This window comes from Pseudomonas sp. Z2-11, assembly GCF_054161305.1.
In genome coordinates this window covers 1,291,910-1,313,482 of record NZ_CP096395.1, presented here as the reverse complement: position 1 = coordinate 1,313,482, position 21,573 = coordinate 1,291,910, and the positions used below count along the sequence as shown (strand labels likewise).

General features: G+C 60.8%; 19 protein-coding genes. 15 read left to right on the top strand and 4 right to left on the bottom strand.

What is annotated here, in order from left to right; genetic code table 11:
* Window positions 1-363 precede the first annotated feature (363 nt).
* On the top strand, window positions 364-1,284 hold the full coding sequence (argF, locus tag M1E16_RS05730) for an ornithine carbamoyltransferase (RefSeq protein WP_305496361.1): 921 nt from the start codon (window positions 364-366) through the stop codon (window positions 1,282-1,284).
* On the top strand, window positions 1,281-2,390 hold the full coding sequence (locus tag M1E16_RS05725) for an ABC transporter ATP-binding protein (RefSeq protein WP_458129397.1): 1,110 nt from the start codon (window positions 1,281-1,283) through the stop codon (window positions 2,388-2,390). The genes argF and M1E16_RS05725 overlap by 4 nt, the downstream gene beginning before the upstream one ends.
* Window positions 2,391-2,525: 135 nt before the next feature.
* On the opposite strand, the gene M1E16_RS05720 is transcribed toward M1E16_RS05725, so the two are convergent.
* Both M1E16_RS05720 and ybaK read right to left on the bottom strand, forming a co-directional pair.
* Window positions 2,526-3,308, bottom strand: a complete 783-nt coding sequence (locus M1E16_RS05720; protein WP_458129396.1) for a PhzF family phenazine biosynthesis protein — start codon at window positions 3,306-3,308, stop codon at window positions 2,526-2,528.
* 184 nt (window positions 3,309-3,492) lie between these two features.
* Window positions 3,493-3,963, bottom strand: a complete 471-nt coding sequence (gene ybaK, locus M1E16_RS05715; protein WP_305496364.1) for a Cys-tRNA(Pro) deacylase — start codon at window positions 3,961-3,963, stop codon at window positions 3,493-3,495.
* 324 nt (window positions 3,964-4,287) lie between these two features.
* Between ybaK and M1E16_RS05710 the strand changes: the two genes are divergently transcribed.
* The 11 genes from M1E16_RS05710 (at window position 4,288) to M1E16_RS05660 (ending at window position 16,918) form a co-directional block, all read left to right on the top strand.
* Complete coding sequence (locus M1E16_RS05710) at window positions 4,288-5,139, top strand: MIP/aquaporin family protein (RefSeq protein WP_434602968.1); 852 nt, start codon at window positions 4,288-4,290, stop codon at window positions 5,137-5,139.
* A 76-nt stretch (window positions 5,140-5,215) separates the two neighbouring features.
* A complete protein-coding gene (glpK, locus tag M1E16_RS05705) occupies window positions 5,216-6,721 on the top strand; it encodes a glycerol kinase GlpK (protein ID WP_305496365.1) in 1,506 nt (501 codons plus the stop codon).
* Window positions 6,722-6,817: 96 nt separating this feature from the next.
* Window positions 6,818-7,573, top strand: a complete 756-nt coding sequence (locus tag M1E16_RS05700; protein ID WP_003204973.1) for a DeoR/GlpR family transcriptional regulator — start codon at window positions 6,818-6,820, stop codon at window positions 7,571-7,573.
* 319 nt (window positions 7,574-7,892) lie between these two features.
* Complete coding sequence (gene glpD, locus M1E16_RS05695; protein ID WP_434673656.1) at window positions 7,893-9,431, top strand: glycerol-3-phosphate dehydrogenase; 1,539 nt, start codon at window positions 7,893-7,895, stop codon at window positions 9,429-9,431.
* A gap of 442 nt (window positions 9,432-9,873) precedes the next feature.
* Window positions 9,874-10,788: a glutamate/aspartate ABC transporter substrate-binding protein gene (locus M1E16_RS05690; protein WP_458129395.1), complete on the top strand. Its 915-nt coding sequence runs from the start codon at window positions 9,874-9,876 to the stop codon at window positions 10,786-10,788.
* A gap of 187 nt (window positions 10,789-10,975) precedes the next feature.
* Window positions 10,976-11,722: an amino acid ABC transporter permease gene (locus tag M1E16_RS05685; protein WP_434569610.1), complete on the top strand. Its 747-nt coding sequence runs from the start codon at window positions 10,976-10,978 to the stop codon at window positions 11,720-11,722.
* Complete coding sequence (locus tag M1E16_RS05680; protein ID WP_014339892.1) at window positions 11,722-12,393, top strand: amino acid ABC transporter permease; 672 nt, start codon at window positions 11,722-11,724, stop codon at window positions 12,391-12,393. The genes M1E16_RS05685 and M1E16_RS05680 overlap by 1 nt, the downstream gene beginning before the upstream one ends.
* Window positions 12,390-13,124: an amino acid ABC transporter ATP-binding protein gene (locus tag M1E16_RS05675; protein WP_014339893.1), complete on the top strand. Its 735-nt coding sequence runs from the start codon at window positions 12,390-12,392 to the stop codon at window positions 13,122-13,124. The genes M1E16_RS05680 and M1E16_RS05675 overlap by 4 nt, the downstream gene beginning before the upstream one ends.
* Before the next feature lie 212 nt (window positions 13,125-13,336).
* Window positions 13,337-15,238 carry a two-component sensor histidine kinase AauS gene (gene aauS, locus M1E16_RS05670; protein WP_434695684.1) on the top strand — a complete coding sequence of 634 codons (1,902 nt, stop codon included), beginning with the start codon at window positions 13,337-13,339 and terminating at the stop codon, window positions 15,236-15,238.
* Window positions 15,239-15,282: 44 nt separating this feature from the next.
* Complete coding sequence (aauR, locus tag M1E16_RS05665; protein WP_458130284.1) at window positions 15,283-16,563, top strand: two-component response regulator AauR; 1,281 nt, start codon at window positions 15,283-15,285, stop codon at window positions 16,561-16,563.
* Window positions 16,564-16,588: 25 nt separating this feature from the next.
* Window positions 16,589-16,918: a GlpM family protein gene (locus M1E16_RS05660; protein ID WP_434574272.1), complete on the top strand. Its 330-nt coding sequence runs from the start codon at window positions 16,589-16,591 to the stop codon at window positions 16,916-16,918.
* Between the two features lie 9 nt (window positions 16,919-16,927).
* Here M1E16_RS05660 and M1E16_RS05655 read toward each other — a convergent pair whose 3' ends face one another.
* Both M1E16_RS05655 and M1E16_RS05650 read right to left on the bottom strand, forming a co-directional pair.
* Window positions 16,928-17,542, bottom strand: coding sequence for an NAD(P)-dependent oxidoreductase (locus tag M1E16_RS05655; protein WP_458129394.1), 615 nt, complete (start codon window positions 17,540-17,542; stop codon window positions 16,928-16,930).
* Window positions 17,543-17,760: 218 nt separating this feature from the next.
* Complete coding sequence (locus tag M1E16_RS05650) at window positions 17,761-18,639, bottom strand: MBL fold metallo-hydrolase (protein WP_458129393.1); 879 nt, start codon at window positions 18,637-18,639, stop codon at window positions 17,761-17,763.
* Window positions 18,640-18,751: 112 nt separating this feature from the next.
* Between M1E16_RS05650 and M1E16_RS05645 the strand changes: the two genes are divergently transcribed.
* Both M1E16_RS05645 and M1E16_RS05640 read left to right on the top strand, forming a co-directional pair.
* A complete protein-coding gene (locus tag M1E16_RS05645) occupies window positions 18,752-19,657 on the top strand; it encodes a LysR family transcriptional regulator (RefSeq protein ID WP_434699633.1) in 906 nt (301 codons plus the stop codon).
* A gap of 195 nt (window positions 19,658-19,852) precedes the next feature.
* A complete protein-coding gene (locus tag M1E16_RS05640; RefSeq protein ID WP_458129392.1) occupies window positions 19,853-21,361 on the top strand; it encodes a sigma-54-dependent transcriptional regulator in 1,509 nt (502 codons plus the stop codon).
* The last annotated feature ends 212 nt before the right edge of the window (window positions 21,362-21,573 follow it).

Below are 21,573 nucleotides of genomic sequence, written 5' to 3'. Positions count from 1 at the left end.
CCCTTGCATTTAGAAATCTCACATCCGATGACAGACACACGAAAACAATTGCACGCTGGCCAATAAAACGCCGTTTGTCCTCCGGCGCCCGTCCGGCTTGTTTGCCAAGCGCCGCAGCGCCAGTGTACAAATGGGCTCGCTGCTGTCAGGAAACCGGCTTCAAACATGTCATCGCAGTCCTGCCATGACCTCATTGAAATCCCCTAAAACCGTAGCCCTATTGGTAAGACGCGACATTTAATGTCAATATCGCGCCTTCCCCTAATTTCGTCGCCCCGTGCGGCTTTTGCCGCAGGTCTCGCCCGTTTTTCCATTAAACAAGGCTTTGAGCATCTGCGGTCAGTTACAAAAAGGTAGTCAATCATGAGCGCAAGGCACTTTCTCTCCCTGATGGATTTCACGCCCGAAGAGTTGCTCGGCGTGATCCGTCGAGGCGTGGAGCTCAAGGACCTGCGTAAGCGCGGCGTACTGTTCGAGCCCTTGAAAAACCGTGTGCTGGGGATGATCTTCGAGAAATCCTCCACGCGCACGCGCATTTCTTTCGAAGCCGGCATGATCCAGCTCGGCGGCCAGGCGATTTTCCTGTCGCCCCGTGACACCCAGCTGGGCCGTGGCGAACCCATTGGCGATTGCGCCATCGTCATGTCGAGCATGCTCGATGCGGTGATGATCCGGACCTTTGCCCATAGCACGCTGACCCAGTTCGCGGCGCATTCGCGCGTGCCGGTGATCAATGGCCTGTCCGACGATCTGCACCCGTGCCAGTTGCTCGCCGACATGCAGACCTTCCTCGAACATCGCGGCCCGATCCAGGGCAAGACCGTGGCCTGGATCGGCGATGGCAACAACATGTGCAACAGCTATATAGAAGCGGCCATCCAGTTCGACTTCCAGTTGCGCATCGCCTGCCCTGAAGGCTACGAACCCAACCCGCAATTCGTCGCCAGGGCCGGCGACCGGGTGACAATCCTGCGCGATCCGAAACAGGCCGTCGCCGGCGCGCACCTGGTGAGCACCGACGTCTGGACGTCCATGGGCCAGGAAGAAGAAACCGCCAAGCGCCTGGAGTTGTTTGCGCCCTTCCAGGTCAATCGGGCACTGCTCGACCTGGCGGATGCCGAGGTGCTGTTCATGCATTGCCTGCCAGCCCACCGTGGCGAAGAAATCAGCCTCGACCTGCTCGACGATCCCCGCTCGGTGGCGTGGGACCAGGCAGAAAACCGTCTCCATGCACAGAAGGCCCTGCTTGAATTCCTCGTCGAGCCGGCGTACCACCACGCATGAGTGCTCCATTGTTATTGAATCTGCACAATCTGGCCTGCGGTTATCAGGACCAGCGGGTCGTCCAGAACCTCAACCTGCACCTCAATGCTGGTGACATCGGTTGTCTGCTCGGCTCGTCCGGGTGTGGCAAGACCACCACCCTGCGGGCCATCGCCGGTTTCGAACCGGTGCATGAAGGCGAGATCCAGTTGGCTGGGGAAACCATTTCCCGCGCGGGGTTTACCCTCGCCCCGGAAAAACGCCGCATCGGCATGGTGTTTCAGGACTACGCGCTGTTCCCGCATTTGAGCGTCGCCGAAAATATCGCGTTCGGCATCCGCAAACACCCGGACAAGGATCGCGTGGTCGAAGAACTGTTGGAGCTGGTCAACCTGAAAAGCCTGGGCAAGCGTTTTCCCCACGAACTGTCGGGAGGCCAGCAACAGCGCGTGGCGCTGGCTCGCGCACTGGCACCGGAACCCCAGCTGCTGTTACTCGACGAGCCTTTCTCCAACCTCGACGGCGAGCTGCGACGCAAGCTCAGCCATGAGGTGCGGGACATTCTCAAGGCCCGCGGCACCAGCGCAATCCTGGTCACCCATGACCAGGAAGAAGCCTTTGCGGTGAGTGACCATGTTGGCGTGTTCAGAGAGGGTCGCCTGGAACAGTGGGATACGCCCTACAACCTGTATCACGAACCTCTGACGCCCTATGTCGCCAGTTTCATCGGCCAGGGTTACTTCATCCGCGGTCAGCTCGACAGCCCGGAATCGGTGCAGACCGAACTGGGCATGCTGCGCGGCAACCGGGCGTACACCTGGCCTATCGGCAGTGCCGTAGACGTCCTGCTGCGCCCGGACGACATCGTCCACGCGCCGGACAGTCCGCTCACGTCGACTATCGTTGGCAAGACGTTCCTCGGTGCTTCAACCTTGTATCGCCTGCAACTGCCGACCGGCGCACAACTGGAGTCGATTTTCCCAAGTCATGCCGACCATCAGGTCGGGGCTACGGTCGGTATACGCGTGGCGGCTGAGCACCTGGTGCTGTTCCAGGCGTCGGGCAGCACGGCGGCGCATCTGCCGATCGGGGAAAGTGGTGTGCGGCGGTATGGCGCTGCAAGCTAAGATTGGAAGAACACAATACCTGTGGGAGCGAGCTTGCTCGCGATAGCGGAGGCACAGTCAGCATTGATGCAAGCTGAAGAATCGCTATCGCGAGCAAGCTCGCTCCCACAATTTATATCATTGGATTCAGCTGGCTTAGCCGAGTGTCAGCGTACCGCTAGCCACCAACGTCGCATCCCCGCCAATCTTCACCCGCTCACCTTCCAATCGGCAGAACAGCGCCCCGCCCCTCGCCGAGCATTGATAGGCCGTCAGGCCGTGTTTGTTCAGGCGTTTGGACCAATATGGAATCAGGCTGCAATGAGTCGACCCGGTCACCGGATCCTCGTTGATGCCGATCGCCGGGGCAAAATAGCGCGAGACAAAATCGTGCTTGCTTCCCGGTGCGGTAACGATTGCACCCGGCCACGGCAGCTTCGCCAGGGCCGCCATGTCCGGCTTGCAATCGAGCACTGCCTGCTCCGACTCCAGCACCACGAACAATTCGTTGCAACTGAGCACATCCACCGCCTCGACACCCAAGGCGCTCTGGACCGCCAGGGAGGCGCCCAACTCAGTCGGCACGATGGCCGGGAAATCCAACCACAACCGATCGCCTTCACGAGTGACACTCAACGCTCCGGACCTGCAGATGAAGTCGAGTCGCTCGGCCGGTTCGCGGTAAACCTCGAACAGCACATGAGCGCTGGCTAACGTCGCGTGCCCACACAGCGGCACTTCGGTGGTGGGCGTGAACCAGCGAATGTGCCAACGCTGGTTCTCACGTACCAGAAAAGCGGTCTCGGCCAGGTTGTGTTCGGCGGCAATTTTCTGCATCAGTTCATCGGCAAGCCAGGCATCGAGCCGATAGACCATCGCCGGGTTACCGCCAAACGGCCGGTCACTGAACGCATCGACTTGATGAAACGCGAGCTGCATGGCACTTCTCCTTTTTTATGGATGCGCGAGCATGAGCTGCCCGGACATCGTTTAGCCAGTGATAGATCAGCAGAATTTTCACACTACAGCGCACATGAAATCTGACGCCCGATCGATCTTGAAGATTCAAATCATTCTGGCGAGGGAGCCTGCTCCCGCTTGATCGCAGCGGCCACCAACTGGCTCAGGCACGCCCGATATCAGCAAAGATCGCTCCGGTATGCTCCGCCAGTACCGCAGGCGCCAGTTCCACTTCCAGCCCGCGTCTCCCCGCGCTGACGAACATGCTGGCCAACGGCTGCGCAGAGTTGTCGATAAACGTGCGAAGACGCTTTTTCTGACCCAGCGGGCTGATCCCGCCCAGCAAATAGCCGGTCGAACGCTGCGCCGCGGCCGGATCGGCCATCTCGACTTTTTTCACTCCGGCCGCATGAGCCAGGCCTTTCAGATCCAGGCTCCCGGCCACCGGCACCACGGCCACCAGCAATTCGCCTTTTTCGCTGGCCGCCAACAGGGTCTTGAACACCTGCGCCGGATCCAGACCGAGTTTTTCAGCCGCCTCCAGCCCATAGGAGGCAGCCTTCGGGTCATGTTCGTAGCTGTGGATGCGATGTTCGGCGCGCACTTTTTTAAGCAGGTCCAATGCGGGGGTCATGACGGCTCCTGACCAGGAAAAAGCAAAAGAGTGGCGCGGATTCTAAGCCATCGGCAATGAAAAGGCGTCGTGAGCCTACTGGGATGATCTCCCTGCAGGGTGCACAGCGAGACATTCACGTGACGAATAATCCAAATGTGACCGACGGTTCACTTTCGACCTTTGACATCAGCGTTTCTTGTCTATATTTTTTCGAAACTGAAAGCAGATTTACCTGTCTCAAGCAGCACCCTAGACCTGGATGGGGATCCTGGTCTCGGCGAAGAACGTGTCTTCAAGGTTTATCGAAGGCGCCAGACAAGAACAAAAAACACCGAGGTTTGCATGACTACCGCTTTACAACAGCCCACCCTTTCCAGCCAATGCCTGGCCGAATTCCTCGGCACCGCCCTGCTGATTTTTTTCGGTACCGGTTGCGTCGCGGCGCTCAAGGTCGCGGGTGCGAGTTTCGGGTTGTGGGAAATCAGCATCATCTGGGGTGTCGGGGTCAGCATGGCCATCTACCTCAGCGCGGGTATTTCCGGCGCCCACCTCAACCCCGCCGTCAGCATCGCCCTGTGTATTTTTACCGATTTCGAAAAACGCAAACTGCCCTTCTATATTGTCTGTCAGGTGGCGGGGGCATTCTGTGGCGCGCTCTTGGTCTACACGCTGTACAGCAATCTTTTCTTCGATTTCGAACAGTCCCGACAGATGATTCGTGGCACCCAAGCCAGCCTCGAACTGGCTTCGGTATTCTCCACCTACCCGCACCCGGCGCTCTCCACCGGCCAAGCCTTTCTGGTGGAGGTGATCATCACTGCAATCCTGATGGGCGTGATCATGTCCCTGACCGACGACAACAATGGCCTGCCTCGTGGTGCGCTTGCGCCGCTGCTGATCGGCCTTCTGATCGCCGTGATCGGCAGCTCGATGGGGCCGCTGACAGGCTTCGCGATGAACCCGGCGCGGGACTTCGGTCCAAAATTGATGACTTTCTTCGCTGGCTGGGGTGAAATTTCCCTCACGGGCGGGCGTGACATCCCTTACTTCCTGGTTCCGATTTTCGCGCCGATAGTGGGTGCGTGCCTGGGCGCTGCCGCGTATCGCGGATTGATTGCCCGACACCTGCCGGGTGCCAAGGCTGCTACAAAGGATGCAGAACCGGCCATTGACGGCAAGCCAAGAACTTCCTGAAACAATGGGCGCATGCCACTGCCCTTCAAGCATGCGCCATGGCTTCATCCCAAACACACGTCCCAAGGCAATCGACATGACTGACTCAGAGAACAAAAACTACATCATTGCCCTCGACCAGGGTACGACCAGCTCACGCGCCATTATTTTCGACCGTGACGCCAACGTGGTCTGCACCGCCCAACGGGAGTTCGTCCAGCACTATCCGCAACCGGGCTGGGTCGAGCATGACCCCATGGAAATCTTTGCCACGCAAAGCGCGGTGATGGTGGAAGCCTTGGCTCAAGCGGGTTTGCATCACGACCAGGTCGCCGCGATCGGCATCACCAACCAGCGCGAAACCACCGTGGTCTGGGACAAGTCCACCGGCCGCCCCATTTACAACGCGGTAGTCTGGCAATGTCGACGCAGCACCGAAATCTGCCAGCAACTCAAGCGCGATGGCCACGAGCAGTACATCAGTGAAGCCACTGGCCTGGTGACCGACCCCTACTTTTCCGGTACCAAGCTCAAGTGGATCCTCGACAACGTCGAAGGCAGCCGCGAGCGCGCGCGCAACGGTGAATTGCTGTTCGGCACCGTGGACAGCTGGCTGATCTGGAAATTTACCGGCGGCAAGGTCCACGTCACCGACTACACCAACGCCTCTCGCACCATGCTCTTCAACATCCACACGCTGGAGTGGGACGCGAAGATGCTCGACATCCTCAACATCCCTCGCGAGATGCTGCCGGAAGTCAAATCATCCTCGGAAATCTACGGCCGGACCAAAAGCGGCATCGCTATTGGCGGCATCGCCGGCGACCAGCAGGCCGCCCTCTTCGGCCAGATGTGCGTGGAACCGGGCCAGGCGAAAAACACCTATGGCACCGGCTGCTTCCTGCTGATGAACACTGGTAACAAAGCCGTCAAATCCAACCACGGCATGCTGACCACCATCGCCTGCGGTCCTCGCGGCGAAGTGGCCTACGCCCTGGAAGGCGCGGTGTTCAACGGTGGCTCTACCGTCCAGTGGCTGCGCGATGAACTGAAAATCATCAACGACGCCCTCGACACCGAATACTTCGCCAACAAGGTCAAGGACAGCAACGGCGTTTACCTGGTGCCAGCCTTCACCGGCCTCGGCGCACCGTACTGGGACCCCTACGCCCGTGGCGCGCTGTTCGGCCTGACCCGTGGCGTGCGGGTCGATCACATCATCCGGGCCGCGCTGGAATCCATCGCCTACCAGACCCGCGACGTACTCGACGCCATGCAACAGGATGCCGGCGAACGCCTCAAGTCCTTGCGCGTGGACGGTGGCGCCGTGGCCAACAATTTCCTCATGCAATTTCAGGCCGACATACTTGGCACGCAGGTCGAACGCCCGAAAATGCGCGAAACCACTGCGCTCGGCGCGGCATACCTGGCTGGCCTGGCATGCGGTTTCTGGGGCAGCCTGGAAGAGTTGCGTGGCAAAGCGGTCATCGAGCGCGAGTTCGAACCGCAGCTGGATGAGCAAGCCAAGGAAAAACTCTACGCAGGATGGAAAAAAGCCGTCAGCCGCACGCGCGATTGGGAGCCCCACGAAGACGCTGAATGACAGCTGAGCCGGGGATGATGAGGATCTGAAACTGGTCGGGAAAGGATTCCTGCGGCATCATGGGCAAATTTTGTACGGCAGCCCAAAGGAAGCCCCATGAATCTGCCTCCCCGCCAGCAGCAAATCCTCGAACTGGTCCGCGAACGCGGCTATGTCAGCATCGAGGAAATGGCGCAGCTATTTGTCGTCACCCCGCAGACCATCCGCCGCGACATCAATCAACTGGCGGAAGTGAACCTGCTGCGCCGCTACCACGGCGGCGCCGCTTACGATTCCAGCGTGGAAAACACTGCCTACGCCATGCGCGCCGATCAGATGCGCGATGAGAAGCAACGCATCGCCGAAGCGATCGCTGCGCAGATTCCCGACCACGCCTCGCTGTTCATCAATATCGGTACCACCACCGAATCCATCGCCCGGGCGCTGCTCAATCACAACCATTTGAAAGTCATCACCAACAACCTGCACGTGGCGTCGATCCTCAGTGCCAAGGATGATTTCGAAGTCCTGATCGCCGGCGGCAACGTGCGCCGTGACGGCGGCGTGGTCGGTCAGGCCAGCGTCGATTTCATCAATCAGTTCAAAGTCGACTTCGCCCTGGTGGGCATCAGCGGGATCGACGAGGACGGCAGCCTGCTGGACTTTGACTACCAGGAAGTCCGGGTCTCCCAAGCCATCATCGCCAACGCCCGGCAGGTATTGCTGGCGGCGGATTCCAGCAAGTTCGGCCGCAACGCCATGGTCCGCCTGGGCCCGATCAGCCTGATCGATTGCCTGGTGACCGACCAACAACCGGTGCCGGCCCTGGCGCAGTTGTTGAGCCAGCACAAGATTCGCCTGGAAGTGGTCTGACTTCACCCCCGATCCCCCGTGGCGAGGGAGCTTGCTCCCGCTCGGCGGCGTAGCCGTCGTAAATCGGCCTGATGGGGTTAGCCTGAAGAAAAACGCCGGCCTGCTTGGGACGGCTTCGCCATCCAGCGGGAGCAAGCTCCCTCGCCACAAAAGCCCTCCTCAACTCCTTTTTGTTCGAAAATTTTCCTTTCAGCGTACTTCGATCAGTATTTTCAATCGGATTCGACTGGCTGTTGCTGTGCTTATGGGCTAGTATTTTCGCAAATGAACATTTATGTTCGAATTCAAATATTTTGAAAAAAGAACCCGAGGCCAGCCGATGCCCAATTCCACCTTGCCTATGCCCCCTCTCGCTGAAATCTATGACGTCGCCGTCATCGGTGGCGGTATCAATGGTGTAGGGATCGCCGCGGATGCTGCCGGTCGCGGTCTTTCGGTGTTCCTTTGCGAAAAGGACGATTTGGCCAGCCACACCTCTTCGGCCAGCAGCAAGCTGATCCATGGCGGCCTGCGTTATCTCGAACATTACGAATTCCGCCTGGTGCGTGAAGCACTCGCCGAACGCGAAGTGCTGCTGACCAAGGCTCCGCATATCGTCAAGCAGATGCGCTTCGTGTTGCCCCATCGCCCGCACCTGCGTCCGGCCTGGATGATCCGCGCCGGCCTGTTCCTTTACGATCACCTGGGCAAGCGCGAGCAGCTCGCCGGCTCCCGGAGTCTGAAATTCGGCGCCGACAGCGCATTAAAAAGCGAGATCACCAAAGGCTTCGAATACTCCGATTGCTGGGTCGATGACGCCCGGCTGGTGGTGCTCAATGCCATGGCGGCGCGAGAAAAAGGCGCGCATATCCACACCCGCACCCGTTGCGTCAGCGCTCGGCGCAGTAAAGGCCTGTGGCAATTGAACCTGGAACGTGCCGACGGCAGCCTGTTTTCAATCCTGGCCAAATCGCTGGTGAACGCCGCCGGCCCATGGGTCGCCAAGTTCATTCGTGATGACCTGAAGATGGAATCGCCCTACGGCATCCGTCTGATCCAGGGCAGCCACCTGATCGTGCCAAAACTCTACGAAGGCGAGCATGCGCACATTCTTCAAAACGAAGACCAGCGCATCGTCTTCACCATCCCGTATCTGAATCAATTTACCCTGATAGGCACGACCGACCGCGAATACACCGGTGATCCAGCCAAGGTGGCAATTACCGAGGGTGAAACGGACTACCTGCTGAAAGTCGTCAATGCGCACTTCAAGAAGCAAATCAGCCGCGACGACATTCTGCACAGCTATTCCGGGGTTCGGCCTTTGTGCAACGACGAATCCGACAACCCTTCCGCCGTGACCCGGGACTACACCTTGGCGCTGTCGGGCGGTGGCCAGGAAGCTCCGTTGTTATCGGTGTTCGGCGGCAAACTGACCACGTACCGCAAGCTTGCCGAGTCGGCGATGGCCCAGCTGGCTCCGTACTTCACCCAGATGCGCCCGAGCTGGACGGCCCTGGAGACCTTGCCCGGCGGCGAGAACATGACCACGCCACAGGCTTTGTGCTCGGCAATCCGCGACAAGTTCGACTGGCTGCCCACCGATATCGCCCGCCGCTGGGCCACTACCTATGGCAGCCGCACCTGGCGCATGCTCGAAGGCGTGCACAGCCTTGCCGACCTGGGCGAGCACATCGGCGCGGGCCTTTATACCCGGGAGGTCGACTATCTGTGCAGCGACGAGTGGGCCATCGACGCCGAGGATATTCTCTGGCGCCGCAGCAAGCTGGGCTTGTTCACAACCGCCGCTGAACAGGAGAAGCTTCGCACGTACCTGGACAAGGTCGAGCACAACCGGCGCAAAATCGAAGCGGCCTGAGCGGTAACACGCTAGCTAAACGAAAAGCCCCTGAGTTCAGGGGCTTTTTGTTATCCGGATCCGCCACGGATCCCTGTGGGAGCGAGCCTGCTCGCGAAGAGGCCATCCATTTCCCAACTGATGGAACTGAGAGGCCGCCTTCGCGAGCAGGCTCGCTCCCACTGGGGAGTTTATGGGCTCTCAGGTCATTCGGTTTTCCGAACACGACCCGACAGTCAGTTCGGCAAACCGGATAAACGACCGGCCAAAAATCCGAAACAAAACATTAATTCCCTTTAAAAACAGTCTGTTAACCAATCGCGACTGGCCTGGCACGAGTCATGCTCTACACTCGTGGAGACGAACGCCTGTACGCCAACACAACAGGAGCTGCCAGGCATTCGAAGCACTCAGGGCCGGTGAACCGGCCGAATACAAAAAAAACAATGTCGAGGAAACATCGATGCGCATCGTTCCCCATCTCCTGGGCGCAGCCGTTGCTGCCGCTCTGATCAGCACTCCGGTCTTCGCCGCCGAACTGACCGGCACGCTGAAAAAGATCAAAGAGTCCGGCGTCGTTACGCTCGGCCACCGCGACGCCTCCATTCCGTTTTCCTACATCGCGGACGCTTCCGGCAAACCGGTCGGTTATTCCCACGACATCCAGCTGGAAGTCGTCGAAGCCCTGAAAAAAGAGCTGGATGTGCCGAACCTGCAGGTCAAGTACAACCTGGTCACCTCACAAACCCGTATCCCGCTGGTGCAGAACGGCACCGTGGACCTGGAATGTGGCTCCACCACCAACAACGTCGAGCGCCAGCAGCAAGTCGCCTTCTCCGTGGGCATCTTCGAGATCGGCACCAAGCTGCTGTCCAAGAAAGACTCCAAGTACAAGGATTTCGGCGACCTTAACGGCAAGAATGTCGTGACCACCGCCGGCACCACGTCCGAGCGCCTGCTCAAGGCCATGAACGCCGACAAGCAGATGGGCATGAACGTCATCTCCGCCAAGGACCACGGCGAATCCTTCCAGATGCTGGAATCGGGTCGTGCCGTCGCGTTCATGATGGACGACGCGCTGCTGGCCGGCGAAGCCGCCAAGGCCAAGAAAGCGACTGACTGGGAAGTAACCGGTACCCCACAGTCCTACGAAATCTACGGCTGCATGGTGCGCAAGGGCGACGAGCCGTTCAAAAAGGTTGTCGATGACGCCATCAAGGCCACCTACGCGTCGGGCGAGATCAACAAGATCTACGAAAAATGGTTCATGCAACCGATCCCGCCAAAAGGCCTGAACCTCAATTTCCCGATGAGCGACGAACTCAAGGCACTGATCGCCACGCCGACCGATAAAGCGGCTGACGACAAGAAATCCTGATTTCTGACTAACCTTACCTCCTGGAAGGGCCTGCCCTTCCAGGAGTGTGTCATTCCCTGCTGGCATCCAAGGAACCACTCGAACGGTGCGGTCGAGCCGTCGGTGTGTGCCCGATTCTCAAGATTGGGCGGGAAAGGACTTCCCCCTGCAGATATTTGTACATCGATCGATCTGAGGGGAGACCCTGATGAATTACAACTGGGACTGGGGCGTATTCTTCAAGTCCACCGGCGTGGGCAGCGAGATCTATCTCGACTGGTACGTGGCCGGCTTGGGCTGGACCATAGCCATCGCCGTCGTCGCCTGGATCATTGCCCTGCTGCTGGGCTCGATCCTGGGTGTGATGCGCACCGTGCCGAACCGGCTGGTGTCGGGCATCGCGACTTGCTACGTGGAACTCTTTCGTAATGTACCGCTGCTGGTGCAGCTGTTCATCTGGTACTTCCTGGTGCCGGACCTGCTGCCCGCCGACATGCAGGAATGGTACAAGCAGGACCTCAACCCGACCACCTCGGCCTACCTGAGCGTCGTCGTCTGCCTGGGCCTGTTCACTGCCGCACGGGTTTGCGAGCAGGTGCGCACCGGCATCCAGGCGCTGCCACGCGGCCAGGAAGCCGCCGCTCGCGCCATGGGCTTCAAGCTGCCGCAGATCTACTGGAACGTGCTGCTGCCCCAGGCCTACCGGATCATCATTCCACCGCTTACCTCGGAATTTCTCAACGTCTTCAAGAACTCCTCCGTGGCCTCGCTGATCGGCCTGATGGAGCTGCTCGCGCAGACCAAGCAGACCGCCGAGTTCTCGGCCAACCTGTTCGAAGCCTTTACCCTGGCGACGCTGATCTACTTCACCCTGAACATGAGCCTGATGCTGCTCATGCGCATGGTCGAGAAGAAAGTCGCGGTGCCCGGCCTGATCTCCGTGGGGGGTAAATAATGGAATTCGACTTCACAGGCATCATCCCGGCCATTCCCGGTTTGTGGAACGGCATGGTGATGACCCTCAAGCTGATGGCCCTGGGTGTCGTTGGCGGGATCATCCTGGGGACGATCCTCGCGCTGATGCGCCTGTCCCACAACAAGCTGGTCTCCAACATCGCTGGCGCCTACGTCAACTATTTCCGCTCGATCCCGTTGCTGCTGGTCATCACCTGGTTCTACCTGGCGGTGCCGTTCGTGCTGCGCTGGATCACCGGTGAAGACACGCCGATCGGCGCGTTCGGCTCTTGCGTCGTGGCGTTCATGATGTTCGAGGCGGCTTACTTCTGCGAAATCGTCCGGGCCGGCGTGCAGTCGATCCCCAAGGGCCAGATGGGCGCGGCACAGGCATTGGGCATGAACTATGGCCAGGTCATGCGCCTGATCATCCTGCCCCAGGCGTTTCGCAAGATGACCCCGCTGTTGCTGCAACAGAGCATCATCCTGTTTCAGGACACCTCGCTGGTCTACACCGTCGGCCTGGTGGACTTCCTCAATGCTTCGCGGGCCAATGGCGACATCATCGGCCGCTCCAATGAGTTCCTGATCATCGCAGGTCTCGTGTACTTCACAATCAGCTTTGCCGCCTCGCTGCTGGTCAAGCGTCTGCAAAAAAGGTTCGCCGTATGATCTCTATCAAGAACATCAACAAGTGGTATGGGGACTTCCAGGTACTGACCAATTGCAGCACCGAGGTCAGCAAGGGTGAGGTTGTGGTGGTGTGCGGGCCGTCGGGTTCGGGCAAGTCCACGCTGATCAAGTGCGTCAACGCGCTGGAGCCGTTCCAGAAAGGCGACATCGTGGTCGATGGCACCTCCATCGCCGACCCGAAGACCAACCTGCCGAAACTGCGTTCGCGGGTGGGCATGGTGTTCCAGCACTTCGAATTGTTCCCGCACCTGACCATCACCGAAAACCTGACCATCGCGCAGATCAAGGTGCTGGGCCGCAGCAAGGAAGAAGCCACCAAAAAAGGCCTGCAACTGCTTGAGCGCGTCGGCCTGTCCGCCCACGCCCACAAGCACCCGGGCCAGCTTTCCGGCGGCCAGCAACAGCGCGTGGCGATCGCCCGTGCGCTGGCGATGGATCCGGTGGTAATGCTGTTCGACGAACCGACTTCTGCCCTCGACCCGGAAATGGTCAACGAAGTACTCGACGTGATGGTGCAACTGGCCCACGAAGGCATGACCATGATGTGCGTGACCCACGAAATGGGCTTTGCCCGCAAAGTGGCGAACCGGGTGATCTTCATGGACCAGGGCCAGATCATCGAAGATTGCGAGAAGGAAGAGTTCTTCGGCGACATCAGCGCCCGCTCCGAACGCGCGCAGCATTTCCTTGAGAAAATCCTGCAGCACTAAGCGTCGCCTTCTTTAGACGCGCTTGCCCTTGTGGCGAGGGAGCTTGCTCCCGCTGGGTCGCGTAGCGGCCCCAAATCCGGCAAATGCGATGTATCAGGCATACCGCATTAGCCGTTTTGCGACTGCTTCGCAGCCGAGCGGGAGCAAGCTCCCTCGCCGGACCGCGTTTGAAGGGCAATCGCCGCCTCACTGGTTGACCCAAGGCTTCTGTGATGAAATGCGACCCCACCCTCTATCGCGCCGCGCCGCCATCACTCGCCGTGAAACCCCGCCTGATCCGCCACCTGTTCCTGCCGCCGCTGGTCATTGCGCTGATGATCGGCCTGGGTTACCTCGGCTTCTGGATCAGCGAGCACTACGGCATTCGCGGCCTGGCCGAGAATGGCGAACGCCAGCTGGAACTGCATGCCCGTGCGGTGGAAAGCGAAATCAGCAAATACACCTATCTGCCCAGCCTGCTGGAACTTGAATCCAGCGTCTCGAAACTGCTCGACGACCCGACACCCGAGCACCGCAAGACCGTCAACGAATACCTCGAGGGCCTGAATCGGCGCAGCCGTAGCCGGGCCATCTATGTCATGGACACCACCGGCCGGGTGATGGCCACCAGCAACTGGCGCGACGTCGACAGTTACCTGGGCGAAGACCTGTCATTCCGCGCCTACTTCCAGAACGCCGTTCGCGGCCAGCCGGGACGCTTCTACGGCATCGGCAGCACCAACGGCGAGCCGGGCTATTACCTGGCCCATGGGCTGGAAGAAAGAGGCAAGATCATCGGCGTGGCCGTGGTCAAGGTGCGTCTCGAAGCCATGGAGGAACGCTGGCAGCGAGCACGCCTGGAAGCCTTCGTCAGCGACGAGAACGGCATCATCATCCTCTCCAGCGATCCAGCGCGACGGCTCAAATCCGTGCGGCCGCTGAGCGACGAAACCAAGGAACGCCTGGCCCGCAGCCTGCAATATTACTGGTTCCCGCTGAACGAACTGATCCCCTTGGCCCGCGAGCAACTGGCCGAAGGCATGGAGAAGCTGACCTTCCCCGCCAATACCGAAATCGCCGCCGACCAGCAGGCCACCAGCTACCTCTCGCAGACCCGGCCGTTGAGCGACACGCCGTGGAATTTCACCTTGCTCACCCCACTTGAAGACCTGCGCCGCCAAGCGATCAACCAGGGCATTCTGGTGGCCGTGGCGTTTGCCCTGGTGGCCTTCCTGCTGATCGCCTGGAACGAGCGGCGCAAGGTCATTGCCACCCGCCTCGCCGCCCGCGAAGCGTTGCAGGAAGCCAACAACCAGCTCGAACGTCGGATTACCGAACGCACCACCGATCTGCGGGCCAGCAACGAGCGGCTCAAAGGCCAGATCCGCGAACGTCGGCAAGCGGAAGAGACCCTGCGCCGCGCCCAGGACGAACTGGTACAGGCCGGCAAGCTGGCGGCCATCGGCCAGATGTCCACCAGCATCGCCCATGAACTCAACCAGCCGCTGGCTGCGTTGCGTACGTTGTCCGGCAACACGGTGCGCTTCCTGGAGCGAGGCCAGCTGGACATTGCCAGCGCCAACCTCAGGACCATCAACGACCTGATCGACCGCATGGGCCGGATCACCGCCAGCCTGCGTGCCTTTGCCCGGCGCGGTGACGACAAAGGCCGGGCCAGCCTGGGCAAGGCCGTCGAGGCCGCGCTGCAATTGCTCGGGGCGCGTCTGGAAAAGCTTGGGGTCCAGACACAGACAGCTTTCGAAGACGTCCAACTGCAAATCGACCAGACACGCCTGGAGCAGATCCTGGTGAACCTGATTGGCAACGCCCTGGACGCGATGCAAGTCCAACCCGAGCCAAGACTGTGGCTCGCCGGTGAGATCAGCGATGGCAAATACCGCCTGCGGGTGCGCGATAACGGCCACGGCATCGATCCGCAGGCACGCAAGCATCTGTTCGAACCTTTCTTCACCACCAAGCCCGGCGAACAAGGCCTGGGCCTCGGCCTGACGCTTTCGGCGAGCCTGTGCGCCGCCGCGGGCGGACACCTGGGCGTCGAGCACCCGGACGATGGTGGCACCACGTTTGTCCTCAGTTTACCGTTGGTAAGCCTTTCACCTGCCGAGCCGCTATGAACAACGACCTGAGCGTTCTGATCGTCGAAGACGACCCCCATGTCCTGTTGGGCTGCCAACAGGCCCTGACCCTGGAAGACATTCCCTGCGTGGGCGTGGGCAGCGCCGAAGAGGCCCTGGAACGGGTTGGCGATGATTTTGCCGGCATCGTCATCAGTGACATCCGGCTGCCGGGCATCGATGGGCTGGAACTGCTGACCCGGCTCAAGGCCCGCGACCGCAGCCTGCCAGTGGTGTTGATCACCGGCCACGGCGACATATCCATGGCCGTCGGCGCCATGCAGAAAGGCGCCTATGACTTCATGGAAAAACCTTTCTCTCCCGAACGCCTGGTGGACGTCGCCCGCCGCGCCCTGGAGCAACGCAGCCTGGCCCGGGAAGTTTCAACGCTGCGCAGGAAACTGGCCGAACGCGATTCGCTGGAAGGCCGGATCATTGGCCGCTCGCCGGCCATGCAGCATTTGCGAGCACTGATCGCCAATGTCGCCGACACCTCGGCCAACGTACTGATCGAGGGTGAAACCGGCACCGGCAAGGAGCTGGTCGCCCGCTGCCTGCATGATTTCAGCCGACGCCAGGACAAACAGTTCGTCGCGCTGAACTGCGGGGGGCTGCCGGAAAACCTGTTCGAAAGCGAGATTTTCGGTCACGAGGCCAACGCCTTCACCGGTGCGGGCAAACGCCGGATCGGCAAGATCGAGCACGCCGATGGCGGCACGCTGTTTCTCGATGAAGTGGAAAGCATGCCCCTGCCCTTGCAGATCAAGCTGCTGCGGGTGTTGCAGGAACGCACCCTGGAGCGCCTGGGTTCGAACCAGAGCGTGGCCGTGGATTGTCGCGTGATCGCCGCCACCAAGTCCGACCTCGACGAAATGGGCCGGGCCGGGCAGTTCCGCAGCGACCTGTATTACCGCCTCAACGTGGTCACCCTGGAACTGCCGCCCCTGCGCGAACGGCGCGAGGACATCCTGCAACTGTTCGAGCATTTCCTCCAGCAATCGTCCCTGCGCTTCGACCGCACGGTGCCGGAGCTGGACAACCAGACCCTGTCGAACCTGATGAGCCATGACTGGCCGGGCAACGTACGTGAACTGCGCAACGTCGCCGAGCGTTATGCCCTCGGCCTGCCCGCTTTCAAGAAGTCCGGCGCCAGCGCGGGCAGCCAGGGCCTGGCTTTCGCCGAAGCGGTGGAAGCCTTCGAGCGCAACCTGTTGGTGGACGCATTGCAACGCAGCGGCGGCAACCTGACCCAGGCCAGCCAGGAACTGGGCATGGCCAAGACCACGCTGTTCGACAAAGTCAAAAAATATGGCTTGAGCCACTGACCGGGGACGCGAACCTGTGGATCTGATTTTCAAGGCGGCGCTTGGCGCAGCCGTAGTGGTCATCCTGGCGATGCTCGCCAAGACCAGGAATTATTACATTGCCGGGCTGGTGCCGCTGTTTCCCACTTTCGCCCTGATCGCCCACTACATCGTCGGCAAGGGCCGCTCGGTGGACGACCTGAAGACCACCATCGTGTTCGGCATGTGGTCGATCATTCCGTACTTCGTCTATCTTGCGACGCTGTACGTGATGGTCGACCGCATGCGCCTCGAAGCCTCATTGGCCATAGCAGCCGTCGCCTGGCTGATGGCAGCGACGGTGCTGGTCAGCGTCTGGGTGCGGCTTCACGGCTGATCCCCGCGATCAATAGCCGACGGTAAACCGCGTCCGTGAAAACTGCGGCGTTTCGACTTCATCGATCATCGCAATGGCGTAGTCGGCAAAGCTGATCCAACTGCGTCCGGCCTGGTCGAACAACAGGTGATCCTTGCCGACACGGAACTGCCCGGTGCGCTCGGTTTCGACGAACTCCGCCGAGGGCGAGAGGAAGGTCCAATCCAGGTCCTGTTCCTTGCGCAACACGTCGAGGAACAATGCACCGGCGCTGGCTTCGGCCAGGTATTCCTCCGGGAAGCCCTCGCTGTCGATCACACGGCTGTCATCCGGCAGCAACAACGAACCGGCACCGCCCACCACCAGCAGACGCTTGACCCCGGCAGCTTTCACCGGAGCGATGACCTTATCGGCCGGCACGGTGGCAAAGTGCGCGGCGCTGATTACCACGTCATGGCCGGTGACTGCTGCGGTCAACGCCTCGCTGTCCAGTACGTCCAGTTGCTTGCTGACCACGCCGGCCCGCTCGCCGATCTTGGTCGTATTGCGGGCGATGGCCGTCACGCTGTGGCCGCGTCGCAGGGCCTCTTCCAACAGCTGGCTGCCGGCCCGGCCGGTGGCGCCAATGATTGCGATTTTGCTCATGAGATTCTCCTATGGTTATTCGTAGGGATTACTTCAACGCATCTTGGAGCCATGAACACATTCGTGGCGAGGGAGCTTGCTCCCGCTCGGCTGCGAAGCAGTCGCAAAAAGGTTCATGCGGTGTGCCAGGTACAACTCATTTGCTGGTATGGGGGCTGCTGCGCAGCCCAGCGGGAGCAAGCTCCCTCGCCACAAAAGCCCCGGTCAAAGGTTGAGGGTCACCACTTCATCTCGCCCTTCGCGACCTTGGCGCTGAGTTCCAGGGAGCTGGCCTCCCCCAGGTTGGGGTAGCGTAGTTTCATCGCGGCGATCAGCGCGGCGGAATCCTTGGCCTTGGCGGTCTCCTCGTCGAAGGCCTTGATGTAGTCGGCGGTGAAGCGCACCGGCGCCAGGGAGCGGGCACTTTCACCCAGGTAATGGCCGGGGATCACCGTGGCCGGTTGCAGTTTTTCAATGCCCGCCAGCGTCGCCAGCCAGTCCTTGTGGGATTGCGCCGTCTGGGTATCGGCCATCCAGACGTGAATATTTTCCGCCACCACCACGCCGCCAACCACTGCCTTGATAGATGGAATCCAGACAAAGCTGCGGTCCGGTTGCGGGCCGTCGAGGCCGATGATCTGCAAGCGCTTGCCCTCCAGCGTCAGGCTGTCGCCCTTGAGTACCTGGGGCACGAGAGTCTTGGCCGGTGCATCGGCCTTCAGAATCGGCCCCCAGTATTTCAACTTGCCGTCGGCGGTGTGCTGGATGTGCTCAACGGTCGCTGCCGACGCGAGCACCTTGGCTTCAGGGAACGCTGAGGTCAGGGTTTCAAGGCCGAAATAGTAGTCTGGATCGCCGTGGCTGATGTAAATCGTGGTCAGCCGTTTGCCGCTGGCGCGGATTTTCTCCACGACCTGCTCGGCCTGGGCCTTGCCAAACTGAGCGTCCACCAGGATTGCCTCCTTGTCGCCGCTGACCAGAACCGAAGTCACCGGAAAAATCGCCGCGGCGCCGGGGTTATAGACATCGAGCGTCAAGTCGCCCGCCCAGGCCTGGGCGGTGAAGGCCAAGGCGGCGGTCGCCAGCAGCAGGCGTTTGATTGGGGTGAATCCGGTCATGTTGTGCTCCGTCGTCCAAGGGTCCGCAAGGGAATGGACAGAGCTTAGTTGCCTGACTCGATACAAAAAATGCGATGCTGGGACATAGTTTGTTTCTAAAATCGGGCAGATCATGGATCGTCTACAAGCAATGCGGGTGTTCGTAACCGTGGTGGACCTGGGCAGCCAATCGGCGGCGGCCGAACATCTGGACCTGTCGCGACCGGTGGTGTCGCGGTACCTGGCGGAGCTGGAAGACTGGGTCGGTGCTCGGCTCATGCACCGCACCACGCGCAAACTGAGCCTGACGGCCGCCGGCTCGGAGATTCTGCCGCGCTGCCGACAGATGCTCGAGCTGTCCGGCGACATTCAAGCCGCCGTGAGCACGCCGGAAGACGCGCCCCGGGGCATGCTGCGCATCACCGCCAGCCCATCATTCGGCCAGTCCCAGCTGGCGTCGGCCATGGCCGAGTTCGTCAAGCGCTACCCAGGGGTAAGCGTCGACCTGCAGATGCTCGATCGCACGGTGAACCTGGTGGATGAGCGCATCGACCTGGCGATCCGCATGAGCAACGATCTCGATCCCAACCTGATCGCCCGGCGCCTCACGGTGTGCCGCTCGGTGATCTGCGCCTCGCCCCGTTACCTGCGCGAGCAGCCGACACCGCAACGGGTGGAGGATTTGAGCCGGCACAACTGCCTGACCCATTCCTACGTCGGCAAGAGCTTGTGGCATTTCGAGCAGGACGGCGAACAGATCGCGGTTCCGGTGCAGGGCAACATCAGCGCCAACGAAGCCAGCACGCTGCTCCAGGCAACGATCGCCGGGGCTGGCGTGGCGATGCTGCCCAGCTACCAGGCCGGCCCTTATCTGCGCAGTGGTGAACTGGTGCGCCTGCTGGCCCACGCCGAACCGCGGCTGATGAACATGTATGCGGTGTATGCATCGCGCAAGCACATGCCCTCGGCGCTGCGTTGCCTGGTGGATTTTCTGGTGCTGAAGTTTCCCGAAACGCCTGAGTGGGATGACGGGCTTTAAGCCTTGTGGGGAGCCTGTGGGAGCGAGCCTGCTCGCGAAAGCGGTGTTTCAGCCAACATCAATGCTGGCTGACATACTGCTTTCGCGAGCAGGCTCGCTCCCACAATGGAAATCGACGCATGACCGGGATTTCACCAAAACCCCGGCCCAAGGCATACTTGCCACCCTTCGTAATCCAGAACCCGAAACCGCCCCATGCGCATCCACGTCAGTTTCATCGACCGCGTCGGCATCACCCAGGAAGTCCTGGCTTTGCTCGGTGGGCGCAATTTGAACCTGGATGCGGTGGAGATGGTGCCGCCCAACGTCTACATCGATGCCCCGACCCTCAGCCCGCAGGTGCTCGACGAACTGCGCGAGGCACTGTTCAGCGTGCGCGGCGTGCAGGCGGTCACCGTGGTGGACATTCTGCCGGGGCAACGCCGACACTTGCAGCTCGATGCCTTGCTCGCCGCCATGACTGACCCGGTGCTGGCCCTCGACAGCGCCGGCAAGGTGCTGCTCGCCAACCCCGCGCTGATCGCCTTGTACGGTCGGGAACCGGCCGGGGAAAGCGTGGCCGAGCTGTTCGGTGACGCGGCGCTGCTGGACGCGCTGCTGGAAAACGGCTTTCGCCTGCCGCTGCGGGAAATCACCCTCAACGGCCAGACCTTGTTGCTGGACGCCACGCCCATTACCGATGCCGGGGCGCTGCTGACGCTTTACCAGCCAAACCGTATCGGCGAACGCCTGTCGGCCCTGCATCACGACCACGCCGAGGGTTTCGATGCGCTGCTGGGCGAATCCCCGGCGATCCGCACGCTCAAGGCCCGGGCCCAGCGCGTCGCGGCCCTGGATGCGCCGCTGCTGATCCAGGGGGAGACCGGTACCGGCAAGGAACTGGTGGCCCGCGCCTGCCACGCCATCAGCGCCCGCCACGGTGCGCCATTCCTGGCCCTGAACTGCGCCGCGCTGCCGGAGAACCTCGCCGAAAGCGAACTGTTCGGCTATGCCCCCGGCGCCTTCACCGGCGCCCAGCGCGGCGGCAAGCCGGGGCTGATGGAACTGGCGAACCAGGGTACGGTGTTTCTCGATGAAATCGGCGAGATGTCGCCGTACCTGCAAGCCAAGCTGCTGCGTTTCCTCAATGACGGCAGCTTTCGCCGTGTGGGTGGCGATCGGGAGATCAAGGTCAATGTGCGGATCCTCAGCGCCACCCACCGCAACCTGGAGAAAATGGTCAGCGAAGGCTCGTTCCGCGAAGACTTGTTCTACCGCCTGAACGTGCTTAACGTCGAAGTCCCGCCGCTGCGTGAGCGCGGCCAGGACATCCTGCTGCTGGCGCGTTATTTCATGCAGCAGGCCTGCGCGCAAATCCAGCGCCCGGTCTGTCGGTTGGCCCCCGGCACCTATCCGGCATTGCTGGGCAATCGTTGGCCGGGCAATGTGCGGCAACTGCAGAACGTGATCTTCCGCGCCGCCGCCATCTGCGAAAGCAGCCTGGTGGACATCGGCGACCTCGACATCGCCGGCACCTCCGTGGCGCGCCAAGGCGATGTGGAAGTCGAAAGCCTGGAGCAGGCCGTCGAAGCGTTCGAGAAACAATTGCTCGAATCGCTGTACACCAACTACCCCTCCACCCGTCAACTCGCCAGCCGCTTGCAAACCTCTCATACGGCCATTGCCCATCGGTTGCGCAAGTACGGCATCACCAACAAGCCATGAACCCACCACCACATTCCTTGTGGGCACACCTCTGCGGACACCTGCCCCTGTGGGAGCGAGCCTGCTCGCGAAAGCAGTATGTCAGCCAGCATTGATGTTGCCTGATACACCGCTTTCGCGAGCAGGCTCGCTCCCACAAGGTCTGACGGGCACATCTAAAAACGACCTCCACTGTACTGAAAGCGCTACAGCGGAACGATATCGCTACAGTC

Excerpts from the sequence above, each read along its gene's own strand:
- argF (WP_305496361.1), top strand. The coding sequence starts at position 364 with ATGAGCGCAAGGCACTTTCTCTCCCTGATGGATTTCACGCCCGAAGAG.
- M1E16_RS05725 (WP_458129397.1), top strand. The coding sequence starts at position 1,281 with ATGAGTGCTCCATTGTTATTGAATCTGCACAATCTGGCCTGCGGTTAT.
- M1E16_RS05720 (WP_458129396.1), bottom strand. The coding sequence starts at position 3,308 with ATGCAGCTCGCGTTTCATCAAGTCGATGCGTTCAGTGACCGGCCGTTT.
- ybaK (WP_305496364.1), bottom strand. The coding sequence starts at position 3,963 with ATGACCCCCGCATTGGACCTGCTTAAAAAAGTGCGCGCCGAACATCGC.
- M1E16_RS05710 (WP_434602968.1), top strand. The coding sequence starts at position 4,288 with ATGACTACCGCTTTACAACAGCCCACCCTTTCCAGCCAATGCCTGGCC.
- glpK (WP_305496365.1), top strand. The coding sequence starts at position 5,216 with ATGACTGACTCAGAGAACAAAAACTACATCATTGCCCTCGACCAGGGT.
- M1E16_RS05700 (WP_003204973.1), top strand. The coding sequence starts at position 6,818 with ATGAATCTGCCTCCCCGCCAGCAGCAAATCCTCGAACTGGTCCGCGAA.
- glpD (WP_434673656.1), top strand. The coding sequence starts at position 7,893 with ATGCCCAATTCCACCTTGCCTATGCCCCCTCTCGCTGAAATCTATGAC.
- M1E16_RS05690 (WP_458129395.1), top strand. The coding sequence starts at position 9,874 with ATGCGCATCGTTCCCCATCTCCTGGGCGCAGCCGTTGCTGCCGCTCTG.
- M1E16_RS05685 (WP_434569610.1), top strand. The coding sequence starts at position 10,976 with ATGAATTACAACTGGGACTGGGGCGTATTCTTCAAGTCCACCGGCGTG.
- M1E16_RS05680 (WP_014339892.1), top strand. The coding sequence starts at position 11,722 with ATGGAATTCGACTTCACAGGCATCATCCCGGCCATTCCCGGTTTGTGG.
- M1E16_RS05675 (WP_014339893.1), top strand. The coding sequence starts at position 12,390 with ATGATCTCTATCAAGAACATCAACAAGTGGTATGGGGACTTCCAGGTA.
- aauS (WP_434695684.1), top strand. The coding sequence starts at position 13,337 with ATGAAATGCGACCCCACCCTCTATCGCGCCGCGCCGCCATCACTCGCC.
- M1E16_RS05655 (WP_458129394.1), bottom strand. The coding sequence starts at position 17,542 with ATGAGCAAAATCGCAATCATTGGCGCCACCGGCCGGGCCGGCAGCCAG.
- M1E16_RS05650 (WP_458129393.1), bottom strand. The coding sequence starts at position 18,639 with ATGACCGGATTCACCCCAATCAAACGCCTGCTGCTGGCGACCGCCGCC.
- M1E16_RS05645 (WP_434699633.1), top strand. The coding sequence starts at position 18,752 with ATGGATCGTCTACAAGCAATGCGGGTGTTCGTAACCGTGGTGGACCTG.
- M1E16_RS05640 (WP_458129392.1), top strand. The coding sequence starts at position 19,853 with ATGCGCATCCACGTCAGTTTCATCGACCGCGTCGGCATCACCCAGGAA.